General features: G+C 71.1%; 19 protein-coding genes. 12 read left to right on the forward strand and 7 right to left on the reverse strand.

Translation table 11 applies throughout. The annotated features are described in order from the left end of the window. Positions 1–20: 20 nt before the first annotated feature. The 6 genes from ACFWXQ_RS25360 to ACFWXQ_RS25385 all read left to right on the forward strand — a co-directional run bounded on the left by ACFWXQ_RS25360 (position 21) and on the right by ACFWXQ_RS25385 (position 2,851). The gene (locus tag ACFWXQ_RS25360) at positions 21–308 is read left to right on the forward strand and encodes a gas vesicle protein GvpG (protein WP_383951348.1); all 288 of its coding nucleotides are present in this window, start codon (positions 21–23) and stop codon (positions 306–308) included. After that, positions 305–670, forward strand: coding sequence for a gas vesicle protein (locus ACFWXQ_RS25365; RefSeq protein ID WP_383951351.1), 366 nt, complete (start codon positions 305–307; stop codon positions 668–670). Before ACFWXQ_RS25360 ends, ACFWXQ_RS25365 begins: the two co-directional genes overlap by 4 nt. Beyond that, positions 660–1,505: a GvpL/GvpF family gas vesicle protein gene (locus tag ACFWXQ_RS25370; RefSeq protein WP_383951354.1), complete on the forward strand. Its 846-nt coding sequence runs from the start codon at positions 660–662 to the stop codon at positions 1,503–1,505. Before ACFWXQ_RS25365 ends, ACFWXQ_RS25370 begins: the two co-directional genes overlap by 11 nt. Beyond that, positions 1,502–1,687 carry a gas vesicle protein gene (locus ACFWXQ_RS25375; protein WP_383951356.1) on the forward strand — a complete coding sequence of 62 codons (186 nt, stop codon included), beginning with the start codon at positions 1,502–1,504 and terminating at the stop codon, positions 1,685–1,687. Before ACFWXQ_RS25370 ends, ACFWXQ_RS25375 begins: the two co-directional genes overlap by 4 nt. Before the next feature lie 86 nt (positions 1,688–1,773). Next, complete coding sequence (locus ACFWXQ_RS25380; RefSeq protein WP_383951388.1) at positions 1,774–2,046, forward strand: gas vesicle protein K; 273 nt, start codon at positions 1,774–1,776, stop codon at positions 2,044–2,046. Between the two features lie 130 nt (positions 2,047–2,176). Continuing rightward, positions 2,177–2,851, forward strand: a complete 675-nt coding sequence (locus tag ACFWXQ_RS25385; RefSeq protein WP_383951358.1) for a GvpL/GvpF family gas vesicle protein — start codon at positions 2,177–2,179, stop codon at positions 2,849–2,851. 174 nt (positions 2,852–3,025) lie between these two features. Here ACFWXQ_RS25385 and ACFWXQ_RS25390 read toward each other — a convergent pair whose 3' ends face one another. The 3 genes from ACFWXQ_RS25390 to ACFWXQ_RS25400 form a co-directional block, all read right to left on the reverse strand. Continuing rightward, positions 3,026–3,196, reverse strand: a complete 171-nt coding sequence (locus ACFWXQ_RS25390) for a hypothetical protein (RefSeq protein ID WP_055615376.1) — start codon at positions 3,194–3,196, stop codon at positions 3,026–3,028. Positions 3,197–3,239: 43 nt separating this feature from the next. Next, positions 3,240–4,055 (reverse strand): class I SAM-dependent methyltransferase, encoded by an 816-nt coding sequence (locus tag ACFWXQ_RS25395; RefSeq protein ID WP_383951361.1) that lies wholly within the window; start codon positions 4,053–4,055, stop codon positions 3,240–3,242. Positions 4,056–4,213: 158 nt separating this feature from the next. Further along, complete coding sequence (locus tag ACFWXQ_RS25400) at positions 4,214–5,707, reverse strand: bifunctional phosphatase PAP2/diacylglycerol kinase family protein (protein ID WP_383951364.1); 1,494 nt, start codon at positions 5,705–5,707, stop codon at positions 4,214–4,216. A 187-nt stretch (positions 5,708–5,894) separates the two neighbouring features. Between ACFWXQ_RS25400 and ACFWXQ_RS25405 the strand changes: the two genes are divergently transcribed. Then, entirely contained in the window at positions 5,895–7,514 is a 1,620-nt protein-coding gene (locus ACFWXQ_RS25405) for an ABC-F family ATP-binding cassette domain-containing protein (RefSeq protein ID WP_383951367.1), read from the forward strand. A 130-nt stretch (positions 7,515–7,644) separates the two neighbouring features. Continuing rightward, a complete protein-coding gene (locus ACFWXQ_RS25410; protein WP_200394963.1) occupies positions 7,645–7,881 on the forward strand; it encodes a DUF6158 family protein in 237 nt (78 codons plus the stop codon). Positions 7,882–7,911: 30 nt separating this feature from the next. On the opposite strand, the gene ACFWXQ_RS25415 is transcribed toward ACFWXQ_RS25410, so the two are convergent. From ACFWXQ_RS25415 to ACFWXQ_RS25425, 3 genes are all read right to left on the reverse strand, one after another. Next, entirely contained in the window at positions 7,912–8,451 is a 540-nt protein-coding gene (locus ACFWXQ_RS25415) for a type 1 glutamine amidotransferase domain-containing protein (protein WP_383951370.1), read from the reverse strand. 130 nt (positions 8,452–8,581) lie between these two features. Beyond that, positions 8,582–9,022 carry a CBS domain-containing protein gene (locus ACFWXQ_RS25420; protein ID WP_384088265.1) on the reverse strand — a complete coding sequence of 147 codons (441 nt, stop codon included), beginning with the start codon at positions 9,020–9,022 and terminating at the stop codon, positions 8,582–8,584. An 85-nt stretch (positions 9,023–9,107) separates the two neighbouring features. After that, positions 9,108–9,527, reverse strand: a complete 420-nt coding sequence (locus ACFWXQ_RS25425; RefSeq protein WP_383951376.1) for a DUF2795 domain-containing protein — start codon at positions 9,525–9,527, stop codon at positions 9,108–9,110. 195 nt (positions 9,528–9,722) lie between these two features. Here ACFWXQ_RS25425 and ACFWXQ_RS25430 point away from each other — a divergent pair, with 195 nt between their 5' ends. Further along, on the forward strand, positions 9,723–9,884 hold the full coding sequence (locus ACFWXQ_RS25430; RefSeq protein WP_383951378.1) for a hypothetical protein: 162 nt from the start codon (positions 9,723–9,725) through the stop codon (positions 9,882–9,884). 217 nt (positions 9,885–10,101) lie between these two features. Beyond that, the gene (locus ACFWXQ_RS25435) at positions 10,102–10,893 is read left to right on the forward strand and encodes an RNA polymerase sigma factor SigF (protein WP_383951381.1); all 792 of its coding nucleotides are present in this window, start codon (positions 10,102–10,104) and stop codon (positions 10,891–10,893) included. A gap of 125 nt (positions 10,894–11,018) precedes the next feature. Here ACFWXQ_RS25435 and ACFWXQ_RS25440 read toward each other — a convergent pair whose 3' ends face one another. Then, a complete protein-coding gene (locus tag ACFWXQ_RS25440) occupies positions 11,019–12,149 on the reverse strand; it encodes a GAF domain-containing protein (RefSeq protein ID WP_383951383.1) in 1,131 nt (376 codons plus the stop codon). Positions 12,150–12,260: 111 nt separating this feature from the next. Between ACFWXQ_RS25440 and ACFWXQ_RS25445 the strand changes: the two genes are divergently transcribed. Then, entirely contained in the window at positions 12,261–12,977 is a 717-nt protein-coding gene (locus tag ACFWXQ_RS25445; protein WP_383951386.1) for an ANTAR domain-containing response regulator, read from the forward strand. Between the two features lie 218 nt (positions 12,978–13,195). Next, on the forward strand, positions 13,196–13,930 hold the full coding sequence (locus ACFWXQ_RS25450) for a hypothetical protein (RefSeq protein WP_384088271.1): 735 nt from the start codon (positions 13,196–13,198) through the stop codon (positions 13,928–13,930). The last annotated feature ends 142 nt before the right edge of the window (positions 13,931–14,072 follow it).

The following is a 14,072-nucleotide window of genomic DNA, read 5'->3' on the forward strand; positions in this document are numbered from 1 at the left end:
GACCGGAAGGAGGGCGCCGTATGGGTCTGCTGAGTGGCTTGCTCGGCCTGCCGCTGGCCCCGCTGCGCGGGGTCGGCTGGGTGCTGGAACAGGTGGTGCAGGAGGCGGAACGGCAGTACGCCGACCCGGCCCCCATCCACCGTGAACTGGCCGAACTGGAGGCCGATCTGCTGGCCGGCCGTATCACCGAGGAGGAGTTCGGCCTTCGGGAGGACGAACTCCTGGATCGTCTGGAAGAGATCACGGCCGGCAGCGGCGAGGATCCGGCAGGCCCCGACGGTCCCGTACTACAGGAAGGCTCCCAGTGACCGACGCCCTCGCGCGGCGCCCAAATGCCCTGTCGCCCCAGCCGGGCGGCGCGGGCAATCTGGCCGACATCCTGGAACGCGTCCTCGACAAAGGGGTCGTGATCGCAGGAGACATCAAGATCAACCTGCTCGACATCGAACTCCTCACCATCAAGCTGCGGTTGCTCATCGTCTCCGTCGACACCGCGCGCGAGATGGGCATCGACTGGTGGGAGCACGACCCGACGCTGTCCTCGCGGGCGGTCCGTCCCGCCCCGCCACCCGACCCCGCCCGCCCGGCGGAACTCGCCGCCGAGAACGCACGCCTTCGCGCCGAACTCCAGTCGCTCAACGCCCGGTTGAAGGAACCCGATGATCAGTGAGCCCGAAACCCCGCCCCCGGCAGACCACACCGACGCGGTCTACGCGTACGCAGTACTGCTGCGGAACGAGGCGGTCGAGCGGGCCGCCCGAGAACTGTGCGGCGTCGACGGTCTGCCGGTACGGATCCTGCGCGGCACCGACACGGCCGCGGTCGTCAGCGACGTACCCGCCGACGCCTTCACCGAGGAGGCCGTCGCACAGCGGCTCGACGACATCACCGACCTGGAACGCCTGGCCCGCGACCATCACCAGGTGATCGCCGCACTGGCCTCCCATACGGCACTGCTGCCGCTTCGGCTGGCCACGGTGTACCTCGACGACGACAGCCTGCTACGACGCCTGCACGCCGACGCCGGCCACTTCCGCACCACCTTGAACCAGCTGGAGGGCCACGACGAATGGGGCGTCAAGATCTACGCCCACCCGCCTGCCACGACCCCGCCCCCCGGGGACCGGCCACGCTCCGGGCGCGACTACCTGCGCGCCCGCCGCACGAGCCGGGACGGCCACGAACTGGCTCACCGGGCCGCCGCGGACCTCGGCGCACGAGTGGACCGTACGCTCGCGGAAGCGAACCTGGCCACCGGCGTTCGGCATCATCGTCCCCAGCCGGCCGCCCTGTCCGCGAAACCGGGGGAGAACGTCGTCAACGCGGCCTACCTTGTCCCGCGACAGCACACGCGGAGCTTCCAGGACCACGTGGAGGCACTCGCCGCCGGGACGGTCGGCGTCCGACTCGAGATCACCGGACCCTGGGCCCCGTACTCCTTCGCCTCGCCCCCGCCGGAACAGGCCGAACGGACGGACCTCGCGATCCCGCGGACGACGCCGTGACGGCCGCGGTCCCGCCCCACGCGGAGGTCGCTCTCGTCGACCTCCTCGACCGGCTCCTGGCCGGAGGCGTCGTCATCACGGGAGACCTCAGCCTCTGCATCGCCGACGTGGAACTGGTCCGGGTCTCGCTGCGCGCCCTGCTCACCTCGGTCGAGGAAGCCACGGAAGGATTCCTGCCGTGACACCACACGGTGAACAGACACCCGGCCGGCTCCCTGAGGCAACGCCCGCACCTGACTCCGGACAGTCCCCGGCCCGACGCCTCGACCTGGACAAGGACACGGTCGAACGCGACCTCGTCCGACTGGTGCTCACCGTCGTGGAGTTGCTGCGACAGCTCATGGAACGGCAGGCCATCCGCCGAGTCGAGAGGAACAACCTGACCGAGGAACAGGAAGAACGCATCGGCATGACGCTCATGATCCTCGACGACCGCATGACCGAACTCCGCGAGCGCTACGGCCTGGGCCCCGAAGACCTCAACCTAGACCTCGGCCCACTCGGTCCCCTCCTGCCGCGGCATGAGGGGCACCAGTACTGAACCGGTGCTCGCCGTGGCTGTTGGCCGACTCGGTCGTTGGCCTGGTTGTGCATGGGGACCTCGCTCGTGGACAAGTGCATGAGGTCGCACCCGCGCGCGAGCGCGAACCCACGGAGGAGGAAGCTCAGGGATGAGTGGTCTGCGCTACGTCTACGCCGTCTGTCGCCCCTTCGGCACACCGCTGTCGGCCCAGCTGACGGGTGTCGCGGGTGTTCCGCCCAAGCAATTGACCCACCACGGCCTCGTCGCCGTGGTGGGCCATGTGCCGGAGGAGGACTTCGCGGAGGGGCCGTTGCGGGCCCATCTGGAGGACCCGGACTGGCTCGGCGCGACAACGCGGGCGCACCAGAACGTGATCGACGCGCTCACCGTCGTCACCTCGCCGCTGCCGCTCCGGCTCGCGACCGTGTTCCGGGACGACAGCGGTGTCCGCACGATGATGGAACAGCGCGAGGAGACCTTCCTGCGGACACTCGACCGGCTCGACGGGCGGGTCGAGTGGGGAGTGAAGGTGTACGTGGAATCCCCGGAAGAGGAGAAACGGGAGCAGGCCGGGCAGTTCGCGCGCCGGCTGCACGAGTTCCTTTCCGGGTACGCGGAGGACTCCCGGATCCATGAGCCGCAGAACGCGGCGCTCTCCCGTGCGTCCGGCCGGAACGTACTGAACGCCGCCTATCTGGTGCCGCGTTCGGAATCCGAGGCGTTCGTGGAACTGGTGGACCGCAGGAAGGACGACTCTCCCGGACTCCATGTCGAACTCACCGGGCCCTGGGCGGCCTACTCGTTCAGCGGGGAGGACTCGTGACCGTCGTGGAACGCCGCGAGACCGCTCTCGTCGACCAGCTCAGCTCGACCAGCTCGACCGCTACGGGTTGCGGCCCGAGGACCTGAATCCGGTCCTCGGGCCGCTCGGACCGCTACTTCCCAGGGAGTGGAACCGGGAGTAGAACCACCGGTGGATACGGAAATCCCGGCAGAACTACCAGCGATACCAGCGGCCCCTGGAACCGCTCGCGCTCGTGCCGCGCACCAGGAATCCCAGTAGCCACACCACGATTACTATCAGTGCGATCCACCAGAGAATCTTCAACGCGAATCCGGCGCCGAAAAGGATGAGCGCCAGAAGCAGTACCAGCAGGATGGGAACCATAGTTTATTACCTCCTACTGGCCGGGTTTCCCGGATCAAGGAATTCAGGCCGGTTTCCGGCAGAGAATTTCCCCGTGCAGTACGGAGAACCAGGCGTCCTCCTGCCGGCCCCACTCCCGCCACGCCTCCGAGACCGCGTCCAGCTGCTCCGCCGTCGCGTGACCGCCCTCCGTGGCGCGGTCCGCGTACGCGGAGGCGACCGTACGGTCCGCCCACAGGCCGCTCCACCAGGCACGCTCCTCGGCGGTGGCGTAGCACCAAGTGCTCGACGAACTCGTGATGTCGGTGAAGCCGGCCGTCAGTGCCCAGGATTTCAGGCGCCGCCCGGCGTCCGGTTCACCGCCGTTCGCGCGGGCCACACGCCGGTAGAGATCCAGCCAGTCGTCCATGCCCCGCGACAGCGGGTACCAGGTCATCGCCGCGTAGTCCGAGTCGCGCACGGCCACGAAACCGCCCGGCTTCGTGACCCGGTACATCTCGCGCAGCGCCTGCACCGGGTCGCCCACGTGCTGCAGCACCTGGTGTGCGTGGACGGCGCAGAAGGTGTCGTCCGGATACTCCAGCGCGTGGACGTCCGCGACCGCGAACTCCACGTTCTCCAGGCCCCGTTCGGCCGCCGTGGCCCGGGCCTGGTCCAGAATGCCGGGCGCGTGGTCGACGGCGGTGACGTGCCCGTCCGGGACCAGTTCCGCCAGGTCGGCGGTGATGGTCCCGGGCCCGCAGCCGATGTCCAGGATCCTCATGTGCGGCTTCAGCGAGGGGAGGAGGTAGGCCGCCGAGTTGAGGGCCGTGCGCCAGGTGTGCGAGCGCAGCACGGACTCGTGGTGGCCGTGCGTGTAGACGGCGGTCTCCTTCGACATGGCGTCCCCATTCCCTCGTAACCCTCGGACCGGGCCTGCGGAGCTGCTCCGCGAGCGATACGCGTCACCGTACGCCGCCATGTCGAATGATGAGACCCGCGTCTTGCCATGCGGACTTGGCCCTGCGGACCTGGCCCTGCGGACTCGGTCGTGTGTGGTCAGCGTCGCTGCTGGAGCGGGCGGTACACCGTCAGTGCCTCGGGCAGCTTCCGCAGTGTCACCTCGCCCTCCACCGTGGTGACCTCGCCGTCGTAGGCCAGCAGGGTGCCGGGCTCGACGCCCTCCACGCGGAGCGCGCCGACGCGGACCGCCGCGTGCGCGGGTGAGCGGGTGAGCGGCCCGGCGACGGCCGCGGCGAGGAGGCGTACGGCAGGGAAGCGGCCCCCGTGCACGACCCGTACGTCCAGGCGGCCGTCCGCGAGGTCGTAGCGGCGGGCGGGCACCGGACCCATCCGGTGGTACGTGCCGTTTCCGGCGAACAGGAGCCACAACGGGTGCTCCTTGCCGCCGAGTTCGGCCTTGAGGGGGTGCCGGTCGGCGCGCAGCACGCGCAGGGTCGCGACCACTCCGGCAGGCCAGCCGCCGATCCGCTTCGACCAGCGGTCCCGCTCGCGCACCAGCTCCGGATAGACGCCGAGGCTGCACGTGTTGAGGAAGTAGCCCTCCGTGCCGTCGGCGGAGAAGAGGCCCACGTCGACCCGTACGGCATCGCCTTCCCGCAGGGCCTGGCTCAGATCGCGTACGTCCTCCACGCCCAGGTCCTGCGCGAAGTGGTTGAGCGTGCCGCCGGGGAGCACGGCCAGCGGGAGGCGGTGGCGCAGGGCCACCGTGGCGGCCGCGTTCACCGTGCCGTCGCCGCCGCAGACACCCAGCACCTCGGCGCGGGCCGCCGCCTTCTCCAACTCGGCCTGCAGGTCGGCCGGTTCGCACTCCACGAGCTCGGCGCGCGGCAGGGCGTCACCGAGGGCGCGGACACGGTCCGAGCTGCCGGCCGCCTTGTTGACCACCATCACCAGGCCGTCCCCGTCCGGCAGCGCGGGCGCGTCCGCGCGCGGTCGGCCGGGAGGGGGCAGCTGGTCGCGGGTCGGCACCAGGCCGCGTACGGCGAAGGCGGCGCCCGCGCCGAACGCCGCCCCGACGAGCACGTCGCTCGGGAAGTGCGCGCCCGTGTAGATACGGGACAGGGCCACCGCGGCGGCCACCGGGGCCACCACCGCGCCCAGGGGGCGGGACTCCAGCGCGACCCCCGTCGCGAAGGCCGCCGCCGACGCGGAGTGCCCCGACGGGAACGAGGTCGTGATCGGCTGGCGCTTCAGCTGCCGGACCATCGGTACCGCGTCCAGCAGGGGGCGCGGGCGGCGCACCGAGCGTTTGCCGAGGGTGTTGATGGTGGCCGAGGCCAGGGCCAGCGAGGCGACACCGCGGACGGCCGCGCGACGGGCCCGCGGCGAACGCGTCGCCGCGAGCGCCGCCGCCGTGCCGAACCACAGCAGGCCGTGGTTCGCGCTGCGGCTCAGCTTCGGCAGCAGCGGGTCGGCGCCCGGCCAGTGCCGGGCCGCCACGGCCTCGAAGAGGCGGCAGTCGAGGGCCAGCAGCCGGTCGCGCAGGGCGTGGCCGGGTCCGGTGACGGTGAGGTCCAGATCTGCGGTCATGCACCATCGTGTACCCAGACAGGGCTCTGCCGCGCATGTCTGTCCGACGAGAACTGGTTGTGTGACCTGTCTGACCTCCGTCCGGCGCTCCGGTCCGCCGCTCCGGTCCGAGCCCGCGCGCGGAGGCGGCCGCCGGCCGGGTAACCCGTTTGCCGCGCGCCCCGCGCACCCCGGACAATGCCCAACCATGGGACATCTGGAAGCCGCGCACCTGGAGTACTACCTTCCCGACGGGAGGGCGCTGCTCGGCGATGTGTCCTTCCGGGTGGGCGAAGGGGCCGCGGTCGCGCTGGTCGGGCCCAACGGAGCCGGGAAGACGACACTGCTGCGGCTGATCTCCGGCGAGCTGAAGCCGCACGCCGGCACCGTCACGGTGAGCGGCGGGCTCGGCGTGATGCGCCAGTTCGTGGGATCCGTACGGGACGAGTCGACCGTACGGGACCTGCTCGTGTCGGTCGCCCAGCCGCGGATCCGGGAGGCCGCCCAGGCCGTCGACCGCGCCGAGCACCTCATCATGACCGTCGACGACGAGGCCGCCCAGATGAGTTACGCGCAGGCGCTCTCCGACTGGGCGGAGGTCCAGGGGTACGAGGCCGAGACCCTCTGGGACATGTGCACCACGGCCGCGCTCGGCATCCCGTACGACAAGGCGCAGTTCCGCGAGGTGCGCACGCTCTCCGGCGGTGAGCAGAAGCGGCTCGTCCTGGAGGCCCTGCTGCGCGGCACCGACGAGGTGCTGCTGCTCGACGAGCCGGACAACTACCTCGACGTCCCCGGCAAGCGCTGGCTGGAGGAGCGGCTGCGGGAGACCCGCAAGACGGTCCTGTTCGTCTCCCACGACCGGGAGCTGCTCGCCCGCTCCGCCGAGAAGATCGTGAGCGTCGAGCCCGGGCCCGCGGGCGCCGACGCCTGGGTGCACGGCGGCGGCTTCGACACGTACCACGAGGCACGCCGGGAGCGCTTCGCGCGCTTCGAGGAGCTGCGGCGGCGCTGGGACGAGAAGCACGCGCAGCTGAAGAAGCTGGTGCTCAACCTGCGGCAGGCGGCCTCCATCAGCCATGAGCTGGCCTCCCGCTACCAGGCCGCGCAGACCAGGCTCCGCAAGTTCGAGGAGGCGGGACCGCCGCCGGAGCCGCCGCGCGAGCAGGACATCACCATGCGCCTGCACGGCGGCCGCACCGGCATTCGGGCCGTGACCTGCAAGGGGCTCGAACTCACCGGGCTGATGAAACCCTTCGACCTGGAGGTCTTCTACGGCGAGCGGGTCGCCGTGCTCGGCTCGAACGGCTCAGGCAAGTCGCACTTCCTGCGACTCCTCGCGGGCGGCGACGTCACGCACGCGGGGGAGTGGAAGCTCGGTGCGCGTGTCGTGGCCGGCCACTTCGCGCAGACCCACGCCCATCCCGAGCTGGAGGGGCGCACCCTGCTCGACATCCTGTGGTCCGAGCACTCCCAGGACCGCGGTGCCGCCTCGTCACGGCTGCGGCGCTACGAGCTGACCGCCCAGGCCGAGCAGCGCTTCGACCGGCTCTCCGGCGGGCAGCAGGCCCGCTTCCAGATCCTTCTCCTGGAGCTGGAGGGCTGTACGGCGCTGCTTCTGGACGAGCCCACGGACAACCTCGACCTGGAGTCGGCCGAGGCGCTTCAGGAGGGGCTGGAGGCCTTTCAGGGCACGGTTCTCGCGGTCACGCATGACCGCTGGTTCGCTCGGTCGTTCGATCGGTATCTGGTGTTCGGGAGCGACGGGCGTGTGCGGGAGTCGGCGGAGCCGGTCTGGGATGAGCGGCGGGTTGAGCGGGTTCGGTAGGCAACTGGGGGGTCGTTCGTTGTCTGCGGGGCCGATGGGGCTGGTCGCGCAGTTCCCCGCGCCCCTTTGGGGCGCGTTGTGCCCCGGGTGTTCGTAGTGTGGAGGGAGACACGACGATCGGGGTAGTGCCATGACCGGAGTCGACCCGGGCCTCCTGGATGATCAGCAGCTGATGAAAGAGCTGGAGACCATTCATCGGACCCGCCATGACACGTTGCTGCACGGCTCGAACGACGCGCTGCGCACGCACAACGTCCGGATGGCGGAACTGGAGGGCGAGTATCTGCGCCGGAACCCGCGCCGCCCGGTCGCCCTGGGCCGGACGCGGGCGGGGGCGCGGGACAGGCATCCGGACGCGAGCCGGTGAGGCCTGGCCGGGCCTGCCGAACGGCCGTGGTCAGCGGTGCTTCAGGAACTCCGGCAGGAACGCCTCGCTGAATGCCTTGAGGTCGTCCGGGTTGCGGCTGGTGACGAGGGTCGCGGGGCCGGCCTCGCAGACGACCGCCTGTTCGTCGACCCACGTGCCGCCCGCGTTGCGGATGTCCGTACGCAGGCTCGGCCACGAGGTGAGTGTGCGGCCGCGGAGCACGTCCGCCTCGATGAGCGTCCACGGGGCGTGACAGATCGCGGCGACCGGACGGCCCTGCTCGAAGAAGTCCCGGACGAACGACACGGCCTGTTCGTCCATGCGCAGCGCGTCCGGATTGGCCACGCCGCCCGGCAGGACCAGACCGGCGAAGGAGTCGGCCGAGGCATCGCCCACGACCTGCTGCACCGGGAACACGTCCGCCTTGTCGAGATGGTTGAACGCCTGGATCTGCCCCGGCTTCGTCGACAGCAGCACGGGTTCGCCGCCCGCGTCGTGGACGGCGTGCCAGGGGTCGGTGAGTTCGATCTGCTCGACGCCCTCCGGCGCCATCAGGAACGCGATGCGCATGGGTCTTCCACATCCCTTCCGGCCACGCTGTCTGTCGCGCGGCCCGTGCTCTCGTGTTTTGCTCTCGTCCACTGCTGTTGTCTGCTGTTGTTGTCTCCTGCTTTCGTCTCCGGCCGCGTGTCTGTTCGCGTTACGCGCGGGCCACGCCCCCGCGGCCGTCCGGGGTGGCGCGGCTGATCTCCGCGAGGGCCGAATCCGGGTTCTCGGAGATGGCCAGGTCGCCCAGGCTGACCATGCCGACCGCCCGGCCCTCCACGACGACCGGGAGCCGGCGCACGGCGTGGTCGCGCATCAGCGCGACCGCCGCCGCCACCCCGTCGTCGGGGCCCACCACGACCGGATCGGGCGTGCACACCGACTGGGCGCTCACCGTCAGCGGGTCGACACCGTTCGCGACCGCGCGCAGCGCGATGTCTCGGTCGGTCAGGACGCCGATGAGAGCGTGATCGCCCGCCACCAGGACATCGCCGATGTCCTGGGCCCGCATGAGCTGGGCGGCTTCGACGAGCGAGGCGTCCGGGCGGACCGAGACGACGCCTGGCGTCATGACTTCCCTCACGAAAACAGCCATGCCTCTGGGCCTTTCCTGCGTCCCCCGTCTCAGGGGTACGGCTACGTCGGCCTGATGTCGCCCGCAGTACCCCTGAGACGGCCGGCTATGCGTCCGGCGCGCGCTCTTCGGGCGCCTCGGCTCCCGTCTCCGTGGGGCGCACGACGGCCTCGGCCAGTTCCTGCACGTTCGCGTAGCGCGCGCCGCCGGGCAGCGGTTCCAGCGCTTCGACGAGCGTGTCCGGCGCGTACTGGTCACGCAGGACGCCGCTCAGCTCACGGGGACCCGCGGGGAACGACGTACGCCCCAGGTGGCGCGCCAGATCCAGGCGGACGGAGGCCACGGAGCCCCGGTCCGAGCCCGGTGTCACCGGCCCGCCGGCGACCGGCGGATCGTCGTCGGCGATCGGCTCCGGATCGTGCCACTCCTCCACCCGCGTCGGACGGCCGGACCTCAGCAGGCCCTGCAGTTCGTGCTTCATCTCCTCGTCCCGGTGGACGCTGAGGCGGTTGCTGCCTCGCTCCATGTGTCCCTCCAGATGTTCGGGGTGGACCCTCGCGTACCCGTCTCACGAACATCGACACGGACGGTTTGCACCGGGGGTTTGCAGTGGCACGGGCACCGGGATCGCATCGGCCTGTGCGCAGGAGGTTTGTCCGTCGGCGAGCAGGAGACTCGGTCTCCACCCTCCAGTGTGATCCCTTTGGGGAAGGACAGGACCATGGCGGTGCTCGCTGTGATCATTCCGGTCCTGATGCTCGGCGTCGTCCTGGCACTCGGCCGCTACGAGGAATGGCTGCTCCCGAACGAGGACTGGCTGCTTCCGCCGGCCCGGCCCGCCCAGCAGCCGGGCACGACCGACGGCGCCACGCTGAGCCACTGAGCGACCGGCCCGCAGAGCGACCGGCCCACTGAGCCATTGAGCCGGGCAAGTCGCGTTTGCAGGGCAGGGCGAGGGGCAGGCGAAGCACAGTGCTTCGGACAGGAGGCACGTCCGTGGGAGCGGAGTTTCCCCCACCACGGGTGTGCCCGTCCGGCTCGGGGTGCGCTCCCACGGTGACCGTCCACCCAAGGCACCCCTCAAGGGAGTTGCACGCACCATGCGAACTCACGCGAGCGCCAAGCACCCCCATGACGACGCCCCGGACACCGCGGAGGACTTCCGCAGGCTCGCTTCGTTGCCTCCGGGCCGGCTGCACGACACTCTCCGGGAGCAGATCATCGAGGCCTGGCTGCCCATGGCGAACCGCCTGGCAGGCCGGTTCCGGAACCGTGGCGAGAACTCCGACGACCTGCGGCAGGTCGCGGCCATGGGCCTCGTCAAGGCCGTCGACCGCTACGACCCCGAACTCGGCAACGCCTTCGAGAGCTACGCCGTTCCGACCATCACGGGTGAGGTCAAGCGCCACTTCCGTGACCACATGTGGACCCTGCACGTGCCTCGCCGGGTCCAGGACCTGCGCAACCGCGTCCGCTTCGCCCGTCAGGACCTCTCCCAGACCATCCAGGGCCGGCAGCCCACGCTCGCCGAGATCGCCGAGCACGCGCAGATGAGCGAAGAGGACGTACGCGCCGGTCTGGAGGCCCTGGAGAGCTTCACGGCGCTCTCGCTCGACGCCGAACTCCCGGGCAGCGCGGACGGATACTCGCTGAGCGACGCGCTCGGCTCAGCCGATCCGGCGCTGGACATCGTCATCGACCGTGAGGCGGTCAAGCCGCGGCTTCAGGCGTTGCCCGAGCGTGAACGGGCCATCCTGTACATGCGGTTCTTCGCGGACATGACGCAGAGCCGGATCGCCGAGCAGCTCGGGATCTCGCAGATGCATGTTTCCCGGCTGATCAGCCGGAGTTGCAGTCGGTTGCGGGAGCAGGTTCTGCAAGACGTTGCGTAGGCCTCCGGCGGTTTGGCGGAGTACTGCGGGTCCTGGGTGGCTGTGGGGTTGTTGTCGGCTGCGGGTTCGTTGTGGCTGGTCGCGCAGTTCCCCGCGCCCCTGTCGGGGCGCCCTTGTGGGCCTCGTTACCTTCGGTCCAAGTTGCTGAGTGCCAGGGCTATGTGACGGGACATCATGTCCATTGCCTGGGCCTCTGCCATGGAGAAGGCTCGGCGGGGGCCGGTGCGGAAGAGGGTGAGGACGCCCTGGACCGCGCCGTCGAGGGTGAGGGGGACGCAGAGGAGGGATGTGACGTTCGCGCGGACCAGGACGGGGGCGCCGGAGGCGTCGCGGCCGAAGGCGTCCGGGTCCTCAGGGCGTACCTGGAGGGCCGTGGAACCGCCGCGCGCCGCCTCGACGACGAGGGGGCACGCGGCAGGGTTCTGTGCTTCCAGGTCCTCGGCCCGTACGTCCTGCTGGTCCGCCGGTCCGAGGACGGTCGTACGGCACAGCCGTGCGGCCCCCTCGTCTGCCACCACCCAGTCCGCGAACCGTCCGTGCAGGACCCGGGCCGCCCGCTCCAGCACCGCGGCCCGGGTCCTGGCGGGCTCGCTCAGCAGGGCCGTGGTCATCGCGTCCAGCAGGTCCATCAGCGTCGCGTGCCGTGTCGTCTCGCCGAGGTCCGGCACGGGGCCGGGGCCGCTCTCGGCCGACGGTGTCCTTGCTCCGGCGGACTGGAGCACCACGAGTACGGCGGTACGCGGCTCGCCGCTCGGCCGCAGCGCGGTGAGTGTCGCGTGCACGGGAACGGCGGGGCGCTGCTGGAGATGGACCGTGAGACTGCGGTCGCCGTCACCGCGTGCCACCGCCGCGGTCTGCGAGCGGAACGCGGCCCGGTCCGGGTGCGCGAGGAAGCCGGAGAGCGGGCGGCCCGTCGCGTAACCCGCCCTGACACCCGTGAAGTTGGTTCCCGCGAAGTTCAGCCTGCGGACCACCGTCTCGCGGTCGATCAGCGCGACGGGCAGCGGCAGCCGTTGGAAGATCCCCTTCAGCAACTGCTGTTCCTGACGGTCGGCGGAGGACATGGTCGCCGTGCCGGTTGCCGTCAGGCGCTCGTACCAAGGCCACAACTGGTCGGCCACATGGTCGAGTTCGAAGATCGCCGTGTCCAGCACGGTGGGCAGGTCGTCACGGGGCACGGACCGTGCCGCCTTCAACTCCGCGACACGGCGCACGAAATCCGCAAGTTCCTCACCGAATTCTTCCGTCTGCGCCATGCCATGAACGTAGCTCGTCACGAGCGCGCCCGGGGAGGCCGGGGTGGAACGCCCCGACATCGTTTTCTCCGCAGGTGAGCGGGAAGGCGGGGGAAAGAGGAGGTGCGAAACATGCCGGATACGGAACATCTCGGCCACCGCGGGACGGCATCCCCGGAATCTGCACTTCCGGGCCGTCGGCTGTCGGAACTCGCCGAGCAGGCCGTCCGCTGCACCACCGACTGCTGCGGCGCGGGCACCACGGTCTCCGACGGCGGCACGGAGAGGCCGGCCGCGGTGACGCACCCGGACCTTGCCGCGCTCGTCGCGATGCAGCTCCGTTCAGGCGAGGGCCCGATCCCCGCCGCGCTGGAGCGCGGTGAGCCCGTCGAGTCGGGCGACCTGCTGCGTGAGGAGCGCTGGCCGCAGTACCGGGCGATGGCGCTCGACTCGGGCGTGCGCTCCAGCGTCACCCTTCCCTTTCGCCGGGCGGGCCTGACGGTCACCCTCAGCCTCTACAGCTTCCGTGCGGGCGGCCTGGAGGATGCCCCGCACGGACCCGCCCGGGCCCTCGGTGATCTCGCCGCGACCGCTCTCGTCCGTGACCGCTCCTACCGCGCCGCGCTCACCGAGCTCGACCAGCTCGGCGCCGCGATGCGCACCCGCCCCGTCGTCGACCAGGCGTGCGGCATCGTCATGCATGTGCTGGCCTGCGACGCGGACGCGGCCTTCAAGGTCCTGCGCCGCATCTCGCAGGGCACCAACCGCAAACTGTCCGAGGTCGCCTCGGCCCTCGTGGACTCACGGGGCCGCGGCCTGGAACAGGAGCTGGTCTCCCTGTCGAACTGACGTCGAGCCGAACCGGTACGGCGTCCGTGCGGCGCCCGTGCGGCGACCGTGACGTGTCACCCGCTCGGGCGTCCGCGTGGCACGAATGGTGTCCGGCCGCGCGCGCCCGGGCGGCGGCCGGGCTCTGATGGGCTGCGGGGCATGTCGGTCGTGCCCCGCCTCCGCCGCCGTCCACGGGCGTGGGGGTCCCCAGCCGCCGGCCGAAGGAGCCCGAGCCCATGCGCATGCGCCGTACCGTCCGCGCCCTGTCCGCCACCGCCCTCACCGCCGTCGCCCTGGGCACCACCACCGCGGCGGCCGCCGAGAACCCGGGGGCGGAGGTCAGCCCCCGCACCGTCGCCCCCGGCGGGACGGTCACCGTCTCCGTGTCCTGCGAACCGACGGGCGGGCCGGCGCCCGAGACCATCGACGCCACCTCGAAGGCCTTCGAGCACGGCACCGTCCAGCTGCACAAGGCCGCGGGCGAGGAGGACGCCGCGGGCGGCCCTGCCTACAGCGGCACCGCCCGTATCGTGCCCGCCGCGAACTTGGAGGGGGGCGGGCCCGACCCGGTCGACAAGGACGGTGCGGCCGGCAAGGGCGACGCGGCCGGCAAGGGCTCCGACTGGAGCGTCGACGGCACCTGCCCGGCCGCACCCGGTGGCCAGGGAAAGCAGTGGAGCGCGTCCTTCACGGCGTCCCGCGACGGCTCCCGCGACGAGTCCCGCGAGGGCTCGGGCGATGCCTCCCGCGACGGTTCCCGTGACGCCTCCCGAGAGGACTCCCACGACGAAACCCGTCTCGAAGACTCCCGTGACGGCGGAGGCCCGGTCCGGCACGGGGTGCAGGCGGGCGAGGGCGGCACCTTCACCGACTCCACCCTCGCCCTGGTCACGGGCGGTGTCCTCATCGCGGGAGCGGCCGGCGCCGCCGTCCACAGACTGCTCCGCCGGGAGTCCTCCTCGAACGGCTGAGTTGGCGACCCGATCCACTGGGTACGCAGAGCCTTGGATACTCGAAGCACAGGGGCACGACAGGCACCGTGGGAACCACGACGGACCACGGACCGGCGTCCACGGATCCGCGATCCACTCAGGCGCGGTCCACGGAACGACG

Origin of the sequence: Streptomyces sp. NPDC058697, from assembly GCF_042715345.1 — a bacterium.
Taxonomy (GTDB): domain Bacteria; phylum Actinomycetota; class Actinomycetes; order Streptomycetales; family Streptomycetaceae; genus Streptomyces; species Streptomyces liliifuscus.

Excerpts from the sequence above, each read along its gene's own strand:
- ACFWXQ_RS25360 (WP_383951348.1), top strand. The coding sequence starts at position 21 with ATGGGTCTGCTGAGTGGCTTGCTCGGCCTGCCGCTGGCCCCGCTGCGC.
- ACFWXQ_RS25370 (WP_383951354.1), top strand. The coding sequence starts at position 660 with ATGATCAGTGAGCCCGAAACCCCGCCCCCGGCAGACCACACCGACGCG.
- ACFWXQ_RS25385 (WP_383951358.1), top strand. The coding sequence starts at position 2,177 with ATGAGTGGTCTGCGCTACGTCTACGCCGTCTGTCGCCCCTTCGGCACA.
- ACFWXQ_RS25390 (WP_055615376.1), bottom strand. The coding sequence starts at position 3,196 with ATGGTTCCCATCCTGCTGGTACTGCTTCTGGCGCTCATCCTTTTCGGC.
- ACFWXQ_RS25395 (WP_383951361.1), bottom strand. The coding sequence starts at position 4,055 with ATGTCGAAGGAGACCGCCGTCTACACGCACGGCCACCACGAGTCCGTG.
- ACFWXQ_RS25400 (WP_383951364.1), bottom strand. The coding sequence starts at position 5,707 with ATGACCGCAGATCTGGACCTCACCGTCACCGGACCCGGCCACGCCCTG.
- ACFWXQ_RS25405 (WP_383951367.1), top strand. The coding sequence starts at position 5,895 with ATGGGACATCTGGAAGCCGCGCACCTGGAGTACTACCTTCCCGACGGG.
- ACFWXQ_RS25410 (WP_200394963.1), top strand. The coding sequence starts at position 7,645 with ATGACCGGAGTCGACCCGGGCCTCCTGGATGATCAGCAGCTGATGAAA.
- ACFWXQ_RS25415 (WP_383951370.1), bottom strand. The coding sequence starts at position 8,451 with ATGCGCATCGCGTTCCTGATGGCGCCGGAGGGCGTCGAGCAGATCGAA.
- ACFWXQ_RS25420 (WP_384088265.1), bottom strand. The coding sequence starts at position 9,022 with ATGGCTGTTTTCGTGAGGGAAGTCATGACGCCAGGCGTCGTCTCGGTC.
- ACFWXQ_RS25425 (WP_383951376.1), bottom strand. The coding sequence starts at position 9,527 with ATGGAGCGAGGCAGCAACCGCCTCAGCGTCCACCGGGACGAGGAGATG.
- ACFWXQ_RS25430 (WP_383951378.1), top strand. The coding sequence starts at position 9,723 with ATGGCGGTGCTCGCTGTGATCATTCCGGTCCTGATGCTCGGCGTCGTC.
- ACFWXQ_RS25435 (WP_383951381.1), top strand. The coding sequence starts at position 10,102 with ATGCGAACTCACGCGAGCGCCAAGCACCCCCATGACGACGCCCCGGAC.
- ACFWXQ_RS25440 (WP_383951383.1), bottom strand. The coding sequence starts at position 12,149 with ATGGCGCAGACGGAAGAATTCGGTGAGGAACTTGCGGATTTCGTGCGC.
- ACFWXQ_RS25445 (WP_383951386.1), top strand. The coding sequence starts at position 12,261 with ATGCCGGATACGGAACATCTCGGCCACCGCGGGACGGCATCCCCGGAA.
- ACFWXQ_RS25450 (WP_384088271.1), top strand. The coding sequence starts at position 13,196 with ATGCGCATGCGCCGTACCGTCCGCGCCCTGTCCGCCACCGCCCTCACC.